This is a genomic window from Blautia sp. Marseille-P3201T (assembly GCF_900120295.1).
Classification (GTDB): domain Bacteria; phylum Bacillota; class Clostridia; order Lachnospirales; family Lachnospiraceae; genus Blautia.
Genome location: NZ_LT635469.1, coordinates 254,140 through 275,833 on the forward strand (window position 1 = coordinate 254,140; position 21,694 = coordinate 275,833).

Annotated in this window: 18 protein-coding genes and 1 other annotated feature; all 18 genes read left to right on the plus strand. The window is 36.8% G+C overall.

Annotated elements, in window-relative coordinates:
• Positions 1-2 precede the first annotated feature (2 nt).
• The 18 genes from BQ7352_RS06180 (at position 3) to BQ7352_RS06265 (ending at position 21,684) form a co-directional block, all read left to right on the plus strand.
• Entirely contained in the window at positions 3-1,814 is a 1,812-nt protein-coding gene (locus BQ7352_RS06180; RefSeq protein ID WP_072447898.1) for a cache domain-containing sensor histidine kinase, read from the plus strand.
• Positions 1,815-1,905: 91 nt separating this feature from the next.
• Positions 1,906-3,252, plus strand: coding sequence for an ABC transporter substrate-binding protein (locus BQ7352_RS06185; RefSeq protein WP_083429864.1), 1,347 nt, complete (start codon positions 1,906-1,908; stop codon positions 3,250-3,252).
• 149 nt (positions 3,253-3,401) lie between these two features.
• On the plus strand, positions 3,402-4,166 hold the full coding sequence (locus BQ7352_RS06190; RefSeq protein ID WP_242948541.1) for a carbohydrate ABC transporter permease: 765 nt from the start codon (positions 3,402-3,404) through the stop codon (positions 4,164-4,166).
• Positions 4,167-4,184: 18 nt separating this feature from the next.
• Positions 4,185-5,018, plus strand: a complete 834-nt coding sequence (locus BQ7352_RS06195) for a carbohydrate ABC transporter permease (protein WP_072447903.1) — start codon at positions 4,185-4,187, stop codon at positions 5,016-5,018.
• A gap of 18 nt (positions 5,019-5,036) precedes the next feature.
• Positions 5,037-6,965: a hypothetical protein gene (locus tag BQ7352_RS06200; RefSeq protein ID WP_072447905.1), complete on the plus strand. Its 1,929-nt coding sequence runs from the start codon at positions 5,037-5,039 to the stop codon at positions 6,963-6,965.
• Positions 6,966-6,967: 2 nt separating this feature from the next.
• Positions 6,968-8,368, plus strand: coding sequence for a sulfatase family protein (locus BQ7352_RS06205; RefSeq protein ID WP_072447907.1), 1,401 nt, complete (start codon positions 6,968-6,970; stop codon positions 8,366-8,368).
• Positions 8,369-8,738: 370 nt separating this feature from the next.
• A complete protein-coding gene (locus BQ7352_RS06210; protein WP_072447909.1) occupies positions 8,739-8,957 on the plus strand; it encodes a hypothetical protein in 219 nt (72 codons plus the stop codon).
• A 427-nt stretch (positions 8,958-9,384) separates the two neighbouring features.
• Positions 9,385-11,094 carry a glycosyl hydrolase family 18 protein gene (locus tag BQ7352_RS06215; protein WP_072447911.1) on the plus strand — a complete coding sequence of 570 codons (1,710 nt, stop codon included), beginning with the start codon at positions 9,385-9,387 and terminating at the stop codon, positions 11,092-11,094.
• A gap of 22 nt (positions 11,095-11,116) precedes the next feature.
• Entirely contained in the window at positions 11,117-11,938 is an 822-nt protein-coding gene (locus BQ7352_RS06220) for a hypothetical protein (RefSeq protein ID WP_072447913.1), read from the plus strand.
• Between the two features lie 179 nt (positions 11,939-12,117).
• Positions 12,118-12,828: an N-acetylmuramoyl-L-alanine amidase family protein gene (locus tag BQ7352_RS06225; protein WP_072447915.1), complete on the plus strand. Its 711-nt coding sequence runs from the start codon at positions 12,118-12,120 to the stop codon at positions 12,826-12,828.
• 42 nt (positions 12,829-12,870) lie between these two features.
• A complete protein-coding gene (locus tag BQ7352_RS06230; RefSeq protein ID WP_072447917.1) occupies positions 12,871-13,920 on the plus strand; it encodes an L-threonylcarbamoyladenylate synthase in 1,050 nt (349 codons plus the stop codon).
• Between the two features lie 11 nt (positions 13,921-13,931).
• Entirely contained in the window at positions 13,932-14,360 is a 429-nt protein-coding gene (gene rpiB, locus BQ7352_RS06235; RefSeq protein WP_072447919.1) for a ribose 5-phosphate isomerase B, read from the plus strand.
• Positions 14,361-14,385: 25 nt separating this feature from the next.
• Positions 14,386-15,015, plus strand: coding sequence for a uracil phosphoribosyltransferase (upp, locus tag BQ7352_RS06240; RefSeq protein ID WP_072447921.1), 630 nt, complete (start codon positions 14,386-14,388; stop codon positions 15,013-15,015).
• 12 nt (positions 15,016-15,027) lie between these two features.
• Positions 15,028-15,513 carry a deoxycytidylate deaminase gene (locus BQ7352_RS06245; RefSeq protein ID WP_072447924.1) on the plus strand — a complete coding sequence of 162 codons (486 nt, stop codon included), beginning with the start codon at positions 15,028-15,030 and terminating at the stop codon, positions 15,511-15,513.
• Between the two features lie 78 nt (positions 15,514-15,591).
• Positions 15,592-15,822: a binding site (T-box leader), on the plus strand.
• A 295-nt stretch (positions 15,823-16,117) separates the two neighbouring features.
• Complete coding sequence (proS, locus tag BQ7352_RS06250) at positions 16,118-17,557, plus strand: proline--tRNA ligase (RefSeq protein WP_072447926.1); 1,440 nt, start codon at positions 16,118-16,120, stop codon at positions 17,555-17,557.
• 2 nt (positions 17,558-17,559) lie between these two features.
• On the plus strand, positions 17,560-18,807 hold the full coding sequence (locus BQ7352_RS06255) for a CCA tRNA nucleotidyltransferase (protein ID WP_072447929.1): 1,248 nt from the start codon (positions 17,560-17,562) through the stop codon (positions 18,805-18,807).
• Positions 18,808-18,877: 70 nt separating this feature from the next.
• Positions 18,878-19,867 (plus strand): CotS family spore coat protein, encoded by a 990-nt coding sequence (locus BQ7352_RS06260; protein WP_242948542.1) that lies wholly within the window; start codon positions 18,878-18,880, stop codon positions 19,865-19,867.
• Between the two features lie 80 nt (positions 19,868-19,947).
• Positions 19,948-21,684 (plus strand): phospho-sugar mutase, encoded by a 1,737-nt coding sequence (locus tag BQ7352_RS06265; protein WP_072447931.1) that lies wholly within the window; start codon positions 19,948-19,950, stop codon positions 21,682-21,684.
• Positions 21,685-21,694: the final 10 nt, after the last annotated feature.

The following is a 21,694-nucleotide window of genomic DNA, read 5'->3' on the forward strand; positions in this document are numbered from 1 at the left end:
AAATGGTTAGAAGATGGACATTAAGAAAAAATTTAATCACGGTTAATGTTGTTTTATTAGTTGTGGGAATATTGTTTAGTTCAGTTATGCTTTTAAGGTATAGTGTTAATGTGACAATGAAAAATTTACTAAATAGTTCGTATGATATGTTAGATTATGCAGGTAGAAATATAGATGATTTTATTAATTCTGAAATTAAAATCAGTACAGAAATGATACAAAATGATTTACAGTTAAAAGAAGTATTGAATGCGAAAATAGTAGATTATGAAGATGACAGGGAAAAACTTGTTGATGTATATATGATAAATCGTTATCTTTTGCAGAGAAATTCATATCTTGGAATTAGTTCATCTTTAAGTGGAATGGTAAATCGTTATGGAGTTGTTTATAATCTTCAATATCCTATGAATTATGATAAGACAGCTGCAGAATATGTACAGGAATTGCAACAGACGGAACCAAAGACTATGTATGAATATTCGTGGTATTCTTTGAGAGAAAACTGTTTTGCTCCTAAAACAAAAGATATCAGGAAAGACTTGGCAATACCGGTTAAAAAAAATCTTTTATTTGATGGAGGTGGTAATCAGGGAGCATTGATTTTTATGCTGAAAGAACAGGATATATATACACAATATAAGGATTGTGGACTTTTAAAAAATGGATATATGTATATTATTGACAATCAGGGAAATTTAGTTTCTCATAGTGACGAGCAGTTTTTAAGCGAAGATAAATCACCCAGATATATAAAAGAGATTTTAAATGAAACAGAAGATTATTTTATTGATAAAAATCAGGTTATTATGTCAAAAAAAGTAAATGATGGAAACTGGTATATGGTAGCTGTTATTCCATTAAATGATATGCTGACAGAGTTGTTTCATACATACAAATATTTCATATTGGTAATTGTGGGAATTCTTTTTATATCTATACTTATTTCGGCCATTTTATCTAAAGAAGTCGTAAAACCAGTGGAAAAAATGATTAAGTCTATGGAGTATGTAGAAAATGGAGACTTTTCTGTGCGTGTAGAGGAAAAAGGTCCATCTGATATTGTTCAGCTTTTGCATTATTACAATAATATGTTAAAAAATACAGAAGATTATATTCACAAAGAATATCAAATTAAAAAAATGAAAAGGGCAGCAGAATTGGATGTGTTAGTTGCACAGATTAATCCGCATTTTTTATATAATACTTTAGAGTCTATTGTGTGGCAGGCAAGAGCGGCAGGAGCACCTAAAATTAGTGATATGGCTTATTCTCTGGGAAAACTGTTTAATATTATGGTAAATAAAGGACACAGTATGCTTAGTGTAGAAAGGGAACTGGAACATGTGAAATTGTATGTACACTTGCAAAATATACGATATAATAACCGCTTTTCTTTAAAAATCGATTTAGATGATGAGGATTTGCTGGAGTGTAAGACCTTAAAGTTAATTTTACAACCGATTATAGAAAATGTAATTTTACATGGCTTTCCGGAAGAGAAAGAAGAGTGCATTATTCATATCGGAGTATATGAAAGTCATAAAATGCTGATTTATGAGGTAGAAGATAATGGAGTAGGAATTTCAAAGGAAGAGCTTGCACATATTCGAGAAAGTTTTTCTGAACAGAATTATATAGAATATGATGAGCAGAATGCAAAAGCTAGACAAAATAAAGGACGAGGAATAGGGTTGAAAAATGTGCATCAAAGAATACAACTTTATTATGGAATGCAATTTGGATTGGAGATTAAAAGTATAGAAGGGGAAGGAACAGAAGTAATTGTGAAAATTCCGATGGATAAATCGTAGAAAAGTCCCAGAAATCGTAATTTTTTATCGTGTTTTCTAAAAAAAAGAACTGCTATACTTTAAATATAAACAAACGGAAGGAGAGATAAGCGTGAAAAAAGTAATTAGCAGTATTTTAACAGTTGCGGTAGCATCTTCTTTATTAACAGGGTGTGGAGATGCAGAGTCAAAAACAAAAGAAAAACCGGTAAAAGAAGAAACCAGTAAGGGAGAGGAAACAGTTCACTTAAAATGGGCGGTAAAAGCAAGTGAAGCAGGACGAGCGGAATTTGAAGAAATGGCAGAGCTGGCAGAAAAGGAATGTGGAGTAGAAATCGAAATTGTAGCACTTCCAGATCCGGAAGCAGGTGAAGCAAACAAACTTCTTATTAGTTTAATGGCGGGAGATGAGTTTGATATTGTAGAAGATGCTTACTCAAATATGAAACAATTCCATGAAGCGGGTGTTATTGAAGATATGGGAGCTTTAGCTGAGAATGTGGGATATGACATTGAAAAGATTTTCGGAGAGTATCCGGCGAAATTTGATGATAAGGTATATGGGTTACCGGCATATGTAGATAAGGCATTAACAATTTATAATAAAGACTTATTCGACAAAGCGAATATACCATATCCTACAGCTGAAGACTGGACATGGGAAAAATTTATAGAGATTGGCAAGCAGCTAACAGATGAAGCAAATGGAATTTATGGTGCGTATAATCCTGATTGGGTACATTATAATTATATGTACGCAATGCAAAAAGGATTTGAACATTATAAGGAAGATGGAACTTCCAACTATGATGATCCTTTGTTTAAAGAAAGTGTTGAATGGTACTATGGTCTTGGAAATGTAGAAAAAATTCAGCCATCTTATTTGGTGCAAAAAAGCAAACAAATGCCGGTAGACTATTTTACTACAGGAAAAGTAGGAATGAGTGTATGCGGAGGTTGGACAACAAACTGGCTTATTGATAAAGAAAAATATCCTCGTGACTGGAAAGCAGGTGTTTTGCCTATGCCACATCCTGAAGGGGAAGAGAAATCAGTCAGTGTAGTTGTTAGTAATGTATGGATTCCTACTACATCGAAAAATAAAGAAAAAGCATTTGAAGTAGCAAAATTATTTGCGGAAAATCAATATACATTGGGCTATGGACGAATTCCGGCAAGAGTTGACTTGACAGATGAAGAAATACAGAACTATATTAAAGAACAAATTTTACCTACATTAGAAGCAGATGGTATTACGGTAGAAGATATTCAGGAAATGTGGTTTGATCCTGATGTGAAGATTTTCGATGAGAAGCCGGTTGGGGACGCTAGCACAGATATTAAAAATATTATTGTGGACGAATGCGGCTTATATGGTATAGGAGAGCAGTCTTTGGACGACACTGTCAGTCATATTAAAGAAAAAGCAGATGCTGCAATAGCTGCGGCTAAGAAGTAAATACGGAAAGGAGAGGAACATACATGACATCTTCCTTGAGACGAAAAGAAGCTCGTGTAGCATGGCTCTTTATTACTCCGTATTTGATAGGGTTTATATTATTTCATTTTTTGCCAATTTTTTTATCTATAATTCTGAGTTTGACAGATATGAAATATATTAGTACAGCAGACCAGACAAGTTTTATAGGATTAGGCAATTACTTTGAAATGATTTATGATGCAGAGTTTCGAAATGCATTTAAAAACAGTATTATTTATTCAGTATGTTTTGTACCACTGGTTATGGTAGTTGGATTGCTTCTTGCGGTACTTGTAAATCAGAAAATATATTTTAGAAATGGTATCAGAGCAATGATTTTTATGCCCTATGTATCAAATATGGTAGCAATTGCTATTGTATGGTCGCTCCTCCTTGATCCTGTAGATGGGATTATAAATCAGACATTGCGCGCATTAGGAGTTTCTAATGCGCCAATGTGGCTTATGGGATCAAAAACAGCACTTATAACAGTAGTTATGATAGCTGTTTGGAGAGAAGTTGGACTTCAATTTGTAACATATCTTGCTGCTTTGCAGGATGTTCCAAAAGAATTAAAAGAAGCAGCACAGATAGATGGAGCAAATCGTTTTCAGTTATTTCGCTTTGTGACGTTTCCATTATTAAAAAATACGACTTTCTTATTAATTATTACTTCAATTATTACATCCTTGAAGAACTTTACTATTATACAGGTGTTGACCGAAGGAGGACCGGGAAATGCAACAACTGTTCTGCCTCTTAAAATTGTAGATACAGCTTTTTCTTCTGCAAGAATGGGATATGCAAGTGCTCAGGCAATGGTAATGTTTGTGCTGGTAATGGTAATAACGGCGGTTCAGTGGATTGGAAAGAACAGAAGTGAAATTTATTAGGAGAGGAGTGGACACGATATGAAAACAAAGAAAAAAAAGTTTGGAAAAATATTTTTGACAGCAGTGTTGTTTCTTTTTGGCATTGCCTGTATTTTTCCGTTTATATTTATGCTGTCTTCTTCCTTTAAACCACTGAATGAAATTTTTGTATATCCAATCAAATTAATACCGGAACATTTTATTTTTACTAATTATACAGAAGTTTTTTCGGAGAAATATAATTTTATTCAATGGTACGGAAATACGTTAGTTATGGTTTTTATGATTATAGTATTAAAAATAGGAATTGTGACTTTAACAGCGTATGCATTTGCAAGACTACGATTTAAAGGAAGAGATGTTTTATTTTTGGTGTTGCTGTCATCTATGATGATTCCTCCAGATGCAGTAATAGTGCCTAAGTATGTGATTTTTAAGGCCTTTGGCATTGTTGACTCTATGTGGAGTATTATCTTACCTTCTATTTTTGATGTGTTCTTTGTATTTATGGTAAGACAATTTTTCCTTGCAATACCGGAAACTTTAAGTGAGGCTGCTATTATAGATGGTTGCAGTCATTTTAAAATTTATTCTAGAATTATTTTGCCTTTGGCAAAGCCGGCAATTGTAACAATGATATTGTTTACATTTATTTGGGCATGGAATGATTATATGGGACCATATATTTTTATTACAAGTCCGGAGAAACAAATGCTTTCTGTAGGAATTAAGATGTTTCAGGTAAATAATGCTGTAGACTATGGATTGCAAATGGCGGCTGCTACATTGGTTTTAGTTCCGATTTTAATTGTATTTCTTTTTTGTCAAAAGTATTTCATTGAAGGAATTGCAACCAGTGGTATGAAAAATTAATACGAGGGGAGGAGAAATATGTCATACGCATTGCGTGTTGTAATACACGAAGAACAATGGGAAAGACAGTTAGAGGATATTGTGTGGATATGCCATACTGCCAATATAGAAGAAGTATATTTAAAAGAACAATGTCATCAAATCCTTATGTCACCTTATCCACTGGAAAAGCATAAAAGAATGGCAGCTGTCTATAAAAAAATGGCAAAGAGACTGGAAAATGAAGGGATTTTATTTAGTATAAATATTGCCACAATAGTAGGTCATATTGACTGTAAATTAGAGGATAAAGATACTCTGCCATTCGAAAAATTTGTGGGAGAAGATTTGCGTACCTCAAATTCAGTATATTGTATTTTAGATGAAAAATGGCAGAAGTATGCTTGTGAAGTTGTAGCTTTGTATGCAGAAACACACCCAAAGGCATTATGGATTGATGATGACTTTAGAAGTTTAAACCATTCTTGCAAGTATGGATGTTTTTGTCCTGTGCATGCAAAGGCTGTTTCTGTTGAATTAGGTCAGGAATTGACAGGAGCGGAAATTCGAGAACTTATAGTTAAAGACGATGATTACGGAAAAAAGGTAAGGAAAGTCTGGATGCAGATTAACTATAAGGGACAGAGAAAAGCAGCTGCACGTATTGAGCAAGCCGTTCATAATATTGATGCAAAAATAAGGGTGGGACTTATGAATAGCGGAGAAAAGGCTCATGCTTTGCAAGGACGAGATATGGATGAACTGCTTCATATATTTGCAGGTCATAATCAACCATTATCAAGACCATTAGGTGGTGCGTATAAAGATTGTCTTCATGAGGAATTGATTGATATTCATCAGGGAATGGCACTTAGCATATCACAATTGTCAGAGAATGTGGAAATTGTCAGCGAAGTTGAAAATTGGCCACATACAAGATATACAAAGAGTCTTAAAATAACGGCATTGCAAATGCTGTTGCATGCTTTGGCCGGTGCAGATAAAATATCTATGAATATATTTGATTTTATGGGAACTCCATATCGTCAGGAAATGGAAATGGTTGAGCTCATTAGAGACAATAAGCAGGAAGTAACAGAAATTCAGGATTTGCGAAAGGGGAAAAGGCAACAGGGAGTTGGATTACTATGGTATCCGGGACAGGTAGAAAAACTTCCAAGGAAAAAAGGGACTTTGGATGATTTAATGATAAAAAGACAATTCGATACGCTATTTCCTATGCTGGGAATTCCCACATGCTTTCAGGAGAGTCAGGTGAATTTTTTATCTGGGGTAAATGCAAAGTGCTGCGGTAGGGAAAAACTTCTGCAACTTTTGAAAAAAGGTTTAATCTTAGATGGAGAATCTGCTTTATATTTATGTGAGCAGGGGTTTGGTGAGTATATAGGATGTACAAATACAGGGGAACAGATCAGGTGTCCATCGGCAGAAAGATTGATAGGGAAAAAGTATCATGGTGAATTTTCAGATAATTTATTGCCTACTGACTGGGTGCGATTAGAGTATGAAAGTGAATGTATACCATTGTTTCAGTATAATCCTAGATGCGAAATTCTTTCGGAATATGTTGATAAAGAAAAGCAATATTTAGGTGATGGAATTGCGCTATATGAAAACCAATTGGGAGGTCGAGTATGTATTATTCCAAGTTATATAGGGGCATGGCAATTTTCATATAGAAGTAGAAGTTGGCAGATGAAAGAAATCGTACGTTGGCTCTATAAAGAAAAATACCCGGTACTTCTTGAAGATAGTACGAATATTGCATTATTTTATTATGAGGGACAGAGAGAAGGAATGTTGGCATTGTTAAATACGGGATTAGATATAGAAAATACAAAAATATTAACAGAATATAAGCTGGTGAATTTAAAGGGGGAGAAATGGGTAAAAGAATTTAAAATGAAGCCGTTAGAATTATTGATATTGAAGACAAGGAGAGATTAAGTATGCAAAAGCCGAATTTACTTGTTGTTTTTGCAGACCAGTGGAGAGGAACAGCAGTAGGATTTCGAGATGAACAAGTTTTGACTCCAAATATAGATAAATTTACAGAAACCTCTTTTTACACAGAAGAAGCTGTGACTGGTTGTCCTCTCTGCTCGCCTTATAGAGGAGAACTTTTAACAGGTAGACATACAGCTTCTACAGGTATTTTTGGAAATTGTATGACAGGATATACTTTTGCATTGTCAGAAGATGAGATTTGCATAAGTGACATATTAAAAAAGGAGGGGTATCGAACCGGATATATTGGAAAATGGCATTTAGATATGCCAGAAAGGAACTTCTGTGTAAATCCGCTTTCGGGAGCAGAAGATTGGGATGCTTATACGCCTCCGGGGAAGAAACGCCATGGTTTTGATTACTGGTATGCATATAATGCTTCAAATGATCATTTACATCAACACTATTGGCATAATACAGTAGAAAAAATATATGCTTCAGAATGGTCCCCCATTCATGAGACAGGAAAAGCTATAGATTTTATAGAAAAATCGTCAAATGGTCCGTTTGCCTTATTTCTATCATGGAATCCTCCGCATCCTCCTTTTTCCAAAGTACCGAAAGAATATAGCAGTCTTTATAAAGAAGGAGAAATAAGGTTTCGCCAGAATGTGCAAGGAACACGATTTGATAATCAAACAGGGGAATTGGGAATAGAGAACGAAAAGAAACTTAGGGAAGCTGCATGTCAGTATTTTGGAGCTGTTTCAGGGCTTGATGAACAGTTTGGAAGATTATTGGATTATCTGCAAAAGAAAGATTTACTTGATAATACGATTATTTTGTTGACAGCAGATCATGGAGAACATTTAGGAAGTCACGGATATGTAGGAAAGCATACATGGTTTGAGGAATCTATCGGTGTTCCTTTTATTTTAAGGTATCCCTCCAAAGTCCCGAAAGGAAAAAATAATATTTTTATTCAGACAGTTGATATTTTTCCTACGTTATTTGGAATTATGGGACTTTCTACGCCAGATACAGTGCAAGGAAGAGATTTATCAAAATATATAAAAAATGGAGTAAAACCAGATCAGAACAGAGCCTTTTCTTCTGCCTATATTAGCAGAGATATCTTTTTAGAGGCATATAAAAAGGCAGGAAAAGAGCTTCAGAAAAGTGGGTGGAGGTGCATAAAAACACCAGAATACAAGTATGTTATTGAAAAAGGATATATGCCGGATTGCCAAGTGAGATATTGGTTGTATGATAGAGAAAATGATCCATATGAAATGCATCCTGTTATGGCGGTTAATTTTGAACAGGATAAAATAATGAAAAAATTACACGAGCAGCTATGTGGATACTTAGAAGAAATAGGGGACATGATATATTTAACTTAAAGTGCTATAATTACCTGAGGAAGCTTTGCGAAAAAAGCAGGCTTCCTTAATTTTTGGTGTTTTTGCCTACTTGAATTCCGACAAAAGGAATGCTATAATCAAATTCAGATAGAGAAGCGTTCCTTGTTAGAAAAAGAGAAAGGAGGAAAAGCTTCTACATCGTTTTAAATTTTAATATTTTCTAAAATTCAGTATACGGCTTTCTGCTGTAATTGTTCGATACATTCTGTACGAATAGAAAATCCATGACATGATGAGAAATAAGAAAATTTAGGAGGCTTCTCTATCATTTTGTATCTGAATATGTGTGTTTGTGTTGAGAAAAAACAGGATAATAATATATCACAAAATAAATCCTGTGGGAGGAAGCATGAATAAAAGAGAAGCTAATGTACTCTATCAAGAATTGGAAGTCTATCGTGAAATGGGAATTCCTCTATATTTAAATGGAAAAAAGAGTACACCAAAACGCATTGAGAAAGCATATAGAATTGCAGAAGAAGGTGTTTATATGCGAGATTACATACAAGATGATACAGGAAGATTAAAGGGATTGTCCTTTGATTTCGTAAGAGAAGAAGAACCATAACAAATATATAAAGAAAAGATAAAATCTGAAAAAAACATGAAATCCTGAAGAAATTGATGACGAAGGGAAAAAATATGGTATAATAATTGCACGATGTGCAATTTAAGCCGATTTCATCGGCTTACTGCCGTATGGCAGATTATACCGGCAAGCCACAACTTGTCGAGAAAATGCTCTGACGAGCGCTTCCTCGCCTGCGTATGTGGTATAATAATTGCACGATGTGCAATTCAAGCCAATAAAATTGGCTTGCCGCCACAAGGGTGTCGGATTATACCGGCAAGCCACGGCTTGAAAAGTAAATACTTTAGAGGGTGCTTCCTTTTCTGCGCACGTGGTATAATAATTGCATAATGTGCAATTTAAGCTGGTTACATCAGTTTACGTCACAAGTGTAGAAACAAATGAAAATAAAAGGAGTTAGGAAATGGCGAAACGAAGGAGGAGAAGACGACGGAGAAATCAATTAGTTCCAATATTGGTTGCGATGCTTCTGATTATACTCGTTGCTATTGCGGGTATTGTAACAGGTTTCATAAAAAAGTATACACCATCTGATGCAAAGATGGATTTGACAGATTATTATCATACAGATGAAGATGAAGTTGCTTTGATTTTACAAAATATGATCAGTGAAACAAAAGGAAAGATGGTAGATGGAAAAATTTATTTACCATATAGTGTCATAACAAAAGAGCTGGGTGGAAGATTTTACTGGGACAGTGAAACTGAAAAGGTACTGTATACTACAGCAACAGATACTCTGGAGATAAAACCGGAAGATACTTCATATACAATAGCGGGTCAGACAAAACAGCAGGATTATGTTATTGCAAAGAAGATTGGCGAAGAACTTTATATAGCTCTTGACTTTGCTGAAGAATATATGCCAATTCAGGGGGAAGTATACGAAAATCCAAATCGAGTTGTGTTATCCTATCAATGGGGCGAATGGAATATGGTGTCTGCGTCAAAAGATACTGAAGTCAGATATCAGGGCGGTATAAAAAGCCCAATTCTTTCCGAAGTGAAAAAAGGTGACACAATGGTGCTGCTGGAAGAAATGGAAAATTGGTCCAGAGTCATGACGGCAGATGGCATTGATGGTTATGTAGAAAAGAAAAGTCTGGAAAAACCTCAAGCTACAGAAGTATCTTATACTGGAAATTATAAGGAAGATTATAGTAGTCTTACAAGAGATTATAAAATAAATCTGGCATGGCATCAGGTTACTTCTGAGGCGGCAAATGCCACATTAGGAGAAACTATTCAGAATATGACAGGAGTGAATGTAATTTCTCCTACATGGTTTTCCATTACAGCTAATGAAGGAACAATTTCTTCTTTGGCAAGTGCAGATTATGTCAATGAAGCACATGATAAAGGTATGGAGGTCTGGGGCTTAATTGATAACTTTAATCCATCTGTCAGTACACTGGAAACTTTATCAACCAGAAGTTCCAGAGAACATATTATTCAAAAACTTTTAGAAGAAGCCAAAAGAGTAGGGCTTGATGGGATTAATGTGGACTTTGAAGCTCTCACAGAAGAGGAAGCACCGCATTTTATCCAATTTATAAGAGAACTGTCTGTTGTATGTAGAGCTAATAATCTGGTCTTATCTGTGGATAATCCTGTTCCTCAGTTTACAGGATTTTATAATAGAAAAGAACAGGGTATTGTAGCAGATTATGTTATAATTATGGGATATGACGAACATACCACAGGTTCAGAAGAGGCAGGTTCTGTTGCATCATTACCTTTTGTAAAAGAGGGTATTGAAAAAACTTTACAGGAAGTACCAAAGGAAAAAGTGATTAATGGTATACCTTTTTATACCAGACTTTGGACAGAATCCAATAATGGAACTCTTTCCAGTGAGGTTATGACTATGAATCAAGCAAGTGAGTATGTACAGAATAATGGTATAGAAGTGTACTGGGAAAAAGCGACAGCCCAAAATTATGGTGAATTGCTTACGGACAATGGAACACAAAAAATATGGCTGGAAGATGAACAGTCAATTGAGGAAAAGATGAAACTGATTGAACAGTATGGACTGGCAGGTGTGGCTTCGTGGAAGTTGGGCTTTGAGAGAGCAGATGTCTGGACTATAATCAGTGAATATTTACAGTAAGAAAAGATAGAGGTGGAGTATTATGGGAGAACATGAAATGTTTAAAACAACTCTGATGGGCGGATATGACAAGGAAGAAGTCCAGGAGTTAATTCAGAAAATGAAAGATGAAATGGCAGAAGTGCAGGTGAACTACAGAAAGCAGCTTGCAGAAAGGGACGCTAAAATAGCAGAACTACAGAAGCGTATTGAATTGAAAGATGCATCTCAGGCTAAAATGGAAGAAGATATTAAAGAAAAGTATCAGAAATACATTGATAATTATGAGAGCATTGGAAAACTCGTGTTTGAGGCACAGCTGAAATCTGATGGTATGGTGAAAGAAGCAGAGGAAAAATGTGCAAAGATGATTGAAGAGGCAGAAGCAGAAGCCAAACACAGAGTTGAGTCAGTTCAGTCAGAAATTGATGATAAGCTTTTAGAAGGAAAGAAAAAATATCTGGCTGTACAGGAAGAAATGAATGGTATAGTAGAGCTGATTAATCAGGCGCAGAAAAGATTTATGTCCTCCTATAAAGAGGTACACCAGATTATTAACAGTATGCCTACTTCTTTAAATGATATTGAAGATGTGGTAGACTTGGAAATTCAGAAATTAGATGATATTTCATCAGAAGAAATTTTAGATACAGAGAGTAAAGAGGAAGAAATTCATCTGGGTGATACACAGGAATTGGACATTCTTGATGCAGTGGATGATATTTCAGACTTAGAAGAATTTGATGAAGATGATACAGAAGAACAGGATGAAGACAGTAAACTTGCGATGCAGATATCAAAGCTTTTAAGTGAAGAAGATGAAGCAATGATGGAAGAAGAACTGGAAGACCTGTTTAAAGAGTAAAATAAGATATGTATGGAAACCGCTTTCGGAAGAAGGCGGTTTTTAGTATTGTATAGGAAATTGCGGCCTATACAATATTAACGCTCCGTAAGGAGCGCACTGCGGCGGACAGGGATTATGCTGCCATTTTTATAGAGGTTCCCGCATATATTGAACCAAAAGCAAAAAAGGTGATATATATGAAAAAGAGATGGTTAAAAGGAGCAATGACAATTTGTATGTTATGTGCAGTTTATTTCTTGTCAAGAGAGGGAGCTATATTGTCAGGAAAGAATATAACAGGAGAGAAAGGCCTTATTCTGATTGACAGTGGCCACGGGGGAATTGACCCAGGCGTAGTGGGAATTGGAGGAGTGAAAGAAAAAGATATTAACTTGCAAATTTCCAAAGAACTTGCAAAGGCACTTGAGAAAAAGGGATATAAAGCAGTTCTTATAAGAAAAGATGACAATGGCTTATATGATGCGGAAAGTAAGAATAAAAAAGTACAGGATATGCAAAAGCGATGTGCTATGATAAAAGAAGAAAAACCATTATTGACAGTGAGCATTCATCAAAATAGTTATCAGGATGAAGCAGTATGCGGGCCTCAGGTGTTTTATTACAAGGACTCTTTAGAAGGTGCAAATCTTGCAAAATGTATACAAGAGGAATTAAATGCACAACTGAAAGTAGAAAAACCCAGAACTGAAAAGTCAAATGCCACCTATTATCTTTTGAAACGAAGTGAAGGCGTGCTGAACATTGTAGAAACAGGATTTCTTACAAATAAAAAAGAGGCAGAACTTTTGCAGACTAAGGAGTATCAAAAAAAATGTGCAGATGCTATTTGCGATGGGATTTTAAAATTTTTAAAAATAGTAGAAATGGGTAAGAAGAATGTGGTATGATAAGAACGTATGTAAATTAGAATTGAAAGGGAAGAAGGCACAGTGAATACAAAATTAGTCAAAGTAGAGAAAGAATATCCTGATTTGCAGCTTATAAAGGAAGCGGGAGAAATTCTGAAAAACGGCGGACTGGTGGCGTTTCCTACCGAAACCGTATATGGTCTGGGCGGTGATGGATTAAATGCTCGTTCCTCAGAGAAAATATATACAGCGAAGGGAAGACCTTCTGACAATCCTTTAATTATACATATTGCAGACATGGAAAGCCTGAATAAGATTGTCAGACAGGTTCCTGAAAAAGCCAAATTACTTGCTGCAAAGTTCTGGCCGGGACCATTGACAATGATTTTTCAAAAAAGCTCTGAAGTCCCCTATGAAACTACAGGAGGTCTGGAGAGTGTAGCTGTGAGAATGCCAAACCATCCTGTTGCATTGGCGCTTATTAAAGCCGGAGGCGGATATATCGCTGCACCAAGTGCAAATACTTCAGGAAGACCCAGTCCAACAAAAGCAGAACATGTTGCAGAGGATTTAAATGGCAGAATTGATATGATCGTAGATGGCGGAGATGTGGGGATTGGATTAGAGTCTACAATTGTAGATTTTACAGAAGAAATTCCGGTTATACTTCGTCCTGGCTATATTAATCAGCAGATGATTGAAGCAGTAATAGGAACTGTCCGTATGGATAAGGGGCTTTTAATTTCAGATGAAAAAATAAAGCCAAAGGCACCTGGAATGAAGTATCGCCATTACGCTCCAAAAGCACAATTGGTCATTGTGCAGGGGAATACGGAAAAAGTAATTGCACATATTAATCAGGTCAGCGAAACATTGCAGAAGTCAGGGAAGAAAGTGGGAGTCATAGCTACTGATGAAACAAAAGGACAATATCAGGCAAATGTGGTAAAAAGTATCGGTACCAGAGAAGATGAAGAAGGGATTGCAAGACATCTTTTTGCGATATTGAGAGAGTTTGATGAAGAAGATGTAGACTGTATTTATTCAGAGGCTTTTGATACACCAAAGATTGGACAGGCAATTATGAATCGTCTTTTAAAAGCGGCCGGGCACCATATTATTTATTTATAAGGAGGTACAGCATGATAGCATTGGGATGTGACCATGGTGGTTACGAATTAAAACAGGAAATTATTAAATATTTGGAAGAAAAGAATATTCCATATAAGGATTTCGGATGTCATAGTACAGAGGCAGTGGACTACCCTATTTATGCCAGAATGGTAGGAAAAGCAATTCAGACAGGAGAATGTGAAAAAGGAATTCTTATTTGTGGTACGGGAATTGGAATTTCCATTGCAGCAAATAAAATGAAAGGTATCCGTGCAGCACTTTGTACAGATTGCTTCTGCGCAGAGGCTACCAGAGAACACAACGATGCCAATGTTTTAGCACTGGGCGGAAGAGTTGTAGGTCCGGGACTTGCAGTGAAAATTGTAGATACATTCTTAAATACAGAATTTTCTCACGCAGAACGCCATCAGAAACGTATTGATTTAATAGAAGAGTAAGCAGAGAACAAAGGAGAACAGAAAAATGGCAAAAACAATGGTGATGGAGCATCCATTAATTCAGCATAAAATTGGTATTATCCGCAGAAAGGAAACAAGTTCAAAAGAATTTCGTGAGCTGGTAAGTGAAGTCGCAATGTTTATGGCTTATGAAGCTACCAGAAACTTAAAACTTGTTGACGTGGATATTGAAACTCCTATTACAAAAACCACAGTGAAAGAGCTGGCAGGTAAGAAAATGGCAGTTGTTCCTATTTTACGTGCAGGTCTTGGCATGGTTGAAGGAATGCTGACAATGGTTCCGGCGGCAAAAGTAGGACATATTGGTCTTTATAGAGATCCGGAGACATTAAAACCAGTGGAATATTACTGTAAATTGCCTGCTGACTGCGGGGAAAGGGAAGTATTTGTTACAGACCCTATGCTTGCAACAGGCGGTTCTGCTGTAGCAGCAATCACTATGTTAAAAGAGAAAGGTGTAAAAAATATCCACTTTATGTGTATTATTGCAGCGCCGGAAGGTGTAAAAGCATTGCAGGAAGCACATCCGGATGTGGATATCTACATCGGAGCTTTAGATGAACACTTAAACGATCATGGTTATATTGTACCTGGTCTTGGTGATGCAGGTGACCGTATTTTTGGAACCAAATAAGAGGTGACAGGTATGACAGGAAAGAGAGATGGATATATTTCCTGGGATGAATATTTTATGGGAGTGGCAAAGCTTTCAGGGATGCGCTCTAAAGATCCGAATTCTCAGGTGGGGGCCTGTATTGTAAGTCAGGATAATAAAATTTTATCTATGGGATACAATGGCTTTCCTATGGGATGCTCTGATGATGAATTTCCATGGGCCCGAGAAGGAGAAGAACTTGATACAAAATATTTCTATGTGACACACAGTGAATTAAATGCTATTTTGAATTACCGCGGCGGTTCTTTAGAAGGTGCGAAACTGTATGTTTCCTTGTTTCCATGTAATGAATGTGCGAAAGCAATTATTCAGGCAGGAATAAAGACCATTGTTTATGAATGTGATAAATACGCAGACTCTCCTGCAGTAAAAGCATCAAAAAGAATGTTGGATGCAGCGGGGGTGCGCTATTATCAGTATAATAAAACCGGAAGAAAAATAGAAATAGAAGTATAATAGCAGTTAAGAGCTGCCGGAGAAAACCGGCAGAAGCTCTTGACAAAAAGAAAAAATTCTAATAAAATGGGTAAAAGTAAAATGACGAAGAAAAGGAATAGTATGCGAAAGGAACTCTAAAGAGAGAAAGCTGTATGGTGAGAAGCTTTTGTGGGAAATCGCAGAACCAGCCTTGGAGTTGCCTGTGATGAGCAGGACGTGGGCTTTGACGTTAAAAAAGCAAAGGAAGTGAGTAGTCCGGATAAAAATGAATAAAATAGGACTGCTAATAAGGGTGGTACCGCCGGGTAAAAGACATCGGTCCCTAGGAGATAGGGGTTGTATGTCCTTTTTTTATGTAAATAGCTATTTATGAAAAAATCATATCGGGAATATGACACATTCACGCTCAGTCTGCGTTCACTTTGAGCCATAGTCTCAAAGCGTACTCGACAAATTCGCTGAAATGTGTCAATATTCCGATATGCTTTCAAAACAGCAGTTTCATAAAAGCTTTGGGACATGAGATATAAAATGCTAACGATGCAATGGAAAATATATTGTACCTCTATCCAACAAATAGCAAGTATAAAAATAAATAAAAAATCTAAAGGAGAAAGCAGTTATGGCAAATAACAAAAAACTGGTAGAAGCAATTACTTCTATGGAAGAAGATTTTGCGCAATGGTATACGGATGTAGTAAAAAAAGCAGATTTAATTGATTATACAAGTGTAAAGGGCTGTATGGTAATTAAACCGGCAGGTTATGCAATATGGGAAAATATTCAGCATGAATTAGACAGAAGATTTAAGGAAACAGGTGTGGAAAATGTATATTTACCAATGTTTATTCCTGAAAGTCTTCTTCAGAAGGAAAAAGATCATGTAGAAGGTTTTGCTCCTGAAGTTGCATGGGTCACACATGGTGGACTGGAGCCGCTTCAGGAAAGACTTTGTGTGCGTCCTACTTCTGAAACTTTATTCTGTGATTTCTATGCAAAAGAAATTCATTCTCACAGAGATTTACCAAAAGTATATAATCAGTGGTGTTCTGTTGTTCGCTGGGAAAAAACAACAAGACCATTCCTTCGTTCCAGAGAATTTTTATGGCAGGAAGGTCACACTGCACATGCAACAGCGGAAGAAGCAGAGGAAAGAACAATTCAGATGTTAAATATCTATGCAGATTTCTGCGAGCAGGTGCTGGCAATGCCTGTTGTAAAAGGAAAGAAAACAGACAAAGAAAAATTTGCAGGAGCAGAGTCTACTTACACAATCGAAGCTTTAATGCATGATGGAAAGGCATTACAGTCAGGAACAAGTCACAATTTTGGTGATGGATTTGCCAAAGCTTTTGGTATTCAGTATACAGACAAAGAAAACAAACTTCAGTACGTTCATCAGACGTCATGGGGAATGACAACACGTTTAATCGGCGCCATTATTATGGTTCACGGAGATAACAGCGGTCTGGTATTGCCACCTAGAATTGCTCCGGTACAGGCTGTTGTTATTCCAATTCAGCAGAAAAAAGAAGGAGTTCTGGATAACGCTTACAAACTGCAGGCACAGTTAAAAGCAACAGGAATTCGCGTAAAAACAGATGATACAGATAAGAGTCCTGGATTTAAGTTTGCAGAGCAGGAAATGCGCGGTATTCCGGTTCGTATTGAATGTGGACCAAAGGATATGGAAGCAAATCAGGCAGTTGTAGTAAGACGTGATACAAGAGAAAAAATTACAGTATCTCTTGACAATCTGGCAGAAGAAGTTCAGAAAATCCTGGATACTATGCAGGTGGAAATGTTGGAAAGAGCAAGAGCGCACAGGGAAGCTCATACTTATACAGCAACAGATTACGAAGAATTTAAGTCTATTGTAGAGGAAAAACCGGGATTTGTAAAAGCAATGTGGTGTGGCTGCAAAGAGTGCGAAGACAAAATCAAAGAAGATGTTCAGGCTACATCCAGATGTATGCCATTTGAACAGGAAAATCTTTCAGATAAGTGCGTTGTCTGCGGAAAACCGGCTAAGAAAATGGTTTATTGGGGGCGTGCATACTAATTATGAAAATCGAAGTTCCAAAGAAAGTACAGACAATTATCAGGACTTTGCAGGAACATGGATACGATGCTTATGCGGTAGGAGGCTGTGTTCGTGACAGCCTCCTTTTCCGTTCTCCGGCAGACTGGGACATTACCACTTCTGCAAAGCCCCTGGAAGTAAAAGAAATATTTAAAAGAACAGTAGATACAGGACTTCAGCATGGAACTGTAACGGTTCTTATTGAAAAAGAAGGATTTGAAGTCACTACCTATCGTATTGACGGAGAATATGAAGACAGTCGGCATCCAAAGGAAGTTATTTTTACAGGAAATCTGGAAGAAGATTTAAAACGCAGGGATTTTACCATAAATGCAATGGCATACAATGATGAAACAGGTCTTGTAGATGTTTTTGGAGGAAGACAGGACTTGCAGGATAAAATTGTGCGGTGTGTGGGAAATCCACAGGAACGCTTTACAGAAGATGCCCTCCGTATTTTAAGAGCAGTGCGGTTTTCTGCCCAGTTGGGATTTTCCATTGAGGAAAAGACAAAAGAAGCGGCAAAAGTCCTTGCACCTACTTTGAAAAATATCAGTGCAGAGCGTATTCAGACGGAGCTTTTGAAACTTCTGGTGTCTAAAAATCCTCACTATTTAAAAATTGCATGGGAATTGGGAATTACCAAGATTGTATTACCTGAGTTTGATGTCATGATGGAAACAGACAGAGGAGAGAAAACATTAAAAGCTTTTGCCTATACAAATGCAGATAAAGTAGAGCGGCTTGCAGTTCTCTTTGCGAATATGGAGGACACACCGGAAAAGGGCAGAGATTTGGCGAAAAAGATTTTAAGAAGGCTGCGTTTTGACAATGATACGATTAATAAAGTGTCCGAGCTGGTTTTGTGGCATACTTGTTCATGGGAATGTACGAAAAAGGCAGTGAGAATTGTTTTAAGCCAATGTACGCCATCGCTCTTTCCTGAACTTTTAAATGTTCATAGAGCAGAACTTCTGGCAGAGGAAAAGCCAGATAAAGAAGAGTTGGAATTCCTGGAGAAAAGCAGGCAGTTTTACGAAGAAATCATGCAAAACAAAGAGTGTATTTCTATAAAAATGTTAGCTGTTTCAGGAAAAGATTTTATTGAACTGGGAGTAGAGCCGGGGAAAAAAATCGGAGAGCTGCTTTCTGCCTGTCTGGAGTTTGTATTGGAAAATCCTGAAAAAAATACAAAAGAATACCTTCTTTCTAACTTTGTGGACAACTAAATTCTGCCCACTTCTAAGCTTGAGTTTTGGTGCATACAATGAAAGGAACATGTGGTAGTAGAAAGGGGAAATGGGATTGTATGACAAAGGGCTTAGTGTTTTAGAACAGTATGATTTAGAAGCCACGGCTGTATATCGCGGAAGGGGGGCATTAATCTGCGATACGAAAGAAGGAACTGTACTGATAAGGGAGTTTTTAGGCACTCAAAGAAAGTTAGAATATCAGGCGGAATTATTGTCTTCTATTTCAAAGTCCGGCGAAGTTTTGACAGACGAAATTCTGGCAAATCAGGAGGGAAATTATATTTCTCTGGATAAGGAGAATGTTTCGTATATTGTGAAACGCTGGTATCAGGGAAGAGAGTGTGATACCAGAAGTGAGAGGGATATTTATGCCGGCATATCGGCAATGGCAGCTTTACATAAAGTTATGCAAATGCCGACGCAGATGCATTATGCGAAAGAACCTTTAAGCAGGGAATTTCAGCGCCATAATGCTGAACTTAGGAAAATTCGAAAATTTGTTTCTGTAAAACGAAAAAAGAATGACTTTGAATTACAATTTCTAGATAGCATTAAAGGATATTTAGAACATGGGGAAGAAGCTTTGAAAAGTTTGGAAACTTCTCAATATGAGAAGTTAAAGGCGAATGCTCTGGAAAAGGGAACTGTTTGTCATGGAGATTATAACCAGCATAATGTGTGGCTGCTGGAGCAGAAAGCAGAACAGAAAGTTGCCGTTACAAATTTTGACAGCTGGAATTACGATGTACAGACAGCTGATTTATATCAGTTCATGCGGAAAATTTTAGAAAAACACGATTGGGATTTCAAAATTGGGAAAAATATGTTGAATAAATATCAGGAAATTAAGCCACTATCAAAAGAAGAGCTTGAAAACCTGCGTGTTCGATTTGCGTACCCTGAGAAATATTGGAAATTGGCAAATTATTATTATACGCATAATAAAGCCTGGACTTCAGAAAAAAATCTGGAAAAACTTAAAAAACTGACAGCACAGCATGATAACTGGAGAAACTTTGTAGAAAGTATGGTGTGAGAAGAAAAGCGTGCTGTGCAGTGTTTGAAATTTCCAAAAGGATAGGGTATAATGTAAAAAACTGCACAGGAGGTAGGAAAATGGATTATAGAGAACTTTACAGGGAATGGATGACAAATTCATATTTTGATGAAGATACAAAAGCGGAATTAAAAGCTATTGAGAATGATGATAATGAAATCAAAGAGCGTTTTTATAAAGAATTAGAGTTTGGAACTGCAGGTCTTAGAGGTATTATTGGTGCAGGGACAAATCGCATGAACATTTATACAGTAAGAAAAACAACACAGGGGCTTGCAAATTATATTGCGGCAGTGAACGGACAGGCTAAAGGTGTGGCTATTGCTTATGACTCACGCCGTATGTCACCGGAGTTTGCAAAGGAAGCGGCTCTTTGTCTGGCTGCAAATGGTGTAAAGGCTTATATTTTTGAAACTTTAAGACCGACACCTGAATTATCTTTTGCAGTAAGGAAATTAGGATGTATTGCAGGTATCAATATTACAGCCAGCCACAACCCGCCGGAATACAATGGCTATAAGGTATATTGGGAAGATGGCGCACAGATTACACCTCCTCATGACTCCGGTATTATGGCAGAGGTTCAAAAGGTTGCTGATTATAATGAAGTAAAGACCATGGATGAAGAAGCTGCAAAAGCAGCAGGTCTTTTTGTTGTAATCGGAAAAGAGATTGATGATGCTTATATGGAGGCGTTAAAGAGTCAGGTTATTCATGCAGATGCCATTAAAGCAATGGCAAAAGAATTAAAAATTGTCTACAGTCCACTTCACGGAACAGGAAATATTCCTGCAAGACGTGTTTTGAAAGAGCTGGGATTTGAAAACGTATATGTTGTAAAAGAGCAGGAGCTTCCGGATGGTGAGTTCCCAACAGTAAGCTATCCAAACCCTGAAGCAGATGAAGCTTTTGAATTAGGTCTGAAGCTGGCTAAGGAAGTTGATGCAGACCTGGTTTTGGCAACAGATCCGGATGCAGACCGTCTTGGTGTACGTGTAAAGGATAGTAAAACAGGGGAATACCATACTCTTACAGGAAATATGTCCGGTTGTCTTTTGGCGGATTATGAATTAGGACAGAAAAAAGCAGTTTTAGGAAAATTGCCGGAAGATGGAGCTGTAATTTCTACCATTGTTACAACAAATATGGCAGCAGCTATTGCAAAATATTACGGTGTGGAATTTATTGAAGTATTAACGGGATTTAAGTATATTGGACAGCAGATTTTAGGCTTTGAAATAAAAGGAAAAGGAAGCTATCTGTTTGGATTTGAAGAAAGCTATGGCTGTCTTATCGGTACACATGCAAGAGATAAAGACGCTATTGTTGCTACAATGGCACTTTGTGAAGCAGCAGCTTATTATAAGACAAAGGGTATGACTCTGTGGGATGCAATGGTAGCTATGTATGAAAAATACGGATATTATAAAGATGATATTCAGTCTATTACTTTAAAAGGCATTGAAGGACTTGAAAAAATTCAGACAATCCTTGAGAATTTGAGAAAAAATCCACCGACAGAAATCGGTGCATATAAAGTTTTATCTGCGAGAGATTATAAAGCAGATACCATTGTAAATATGGAAACAAAAGAAACGACAGCTACAGGACTTCCAAATTCCAATGTATTGTATTATGACTTAAATGATGATGCCTGGGTATGCGTAAGACCATCTGGAACAGAGCCTAAGATTAAGATTTATTATGGTATTAAAGGTACTTCTTTGCAGGACGCAGATGAGAAGTCAGAAGCTCTTGGAGCAGATGTGAAAAAGCTGATAGATACAATGATGTAAAACCTCTGGA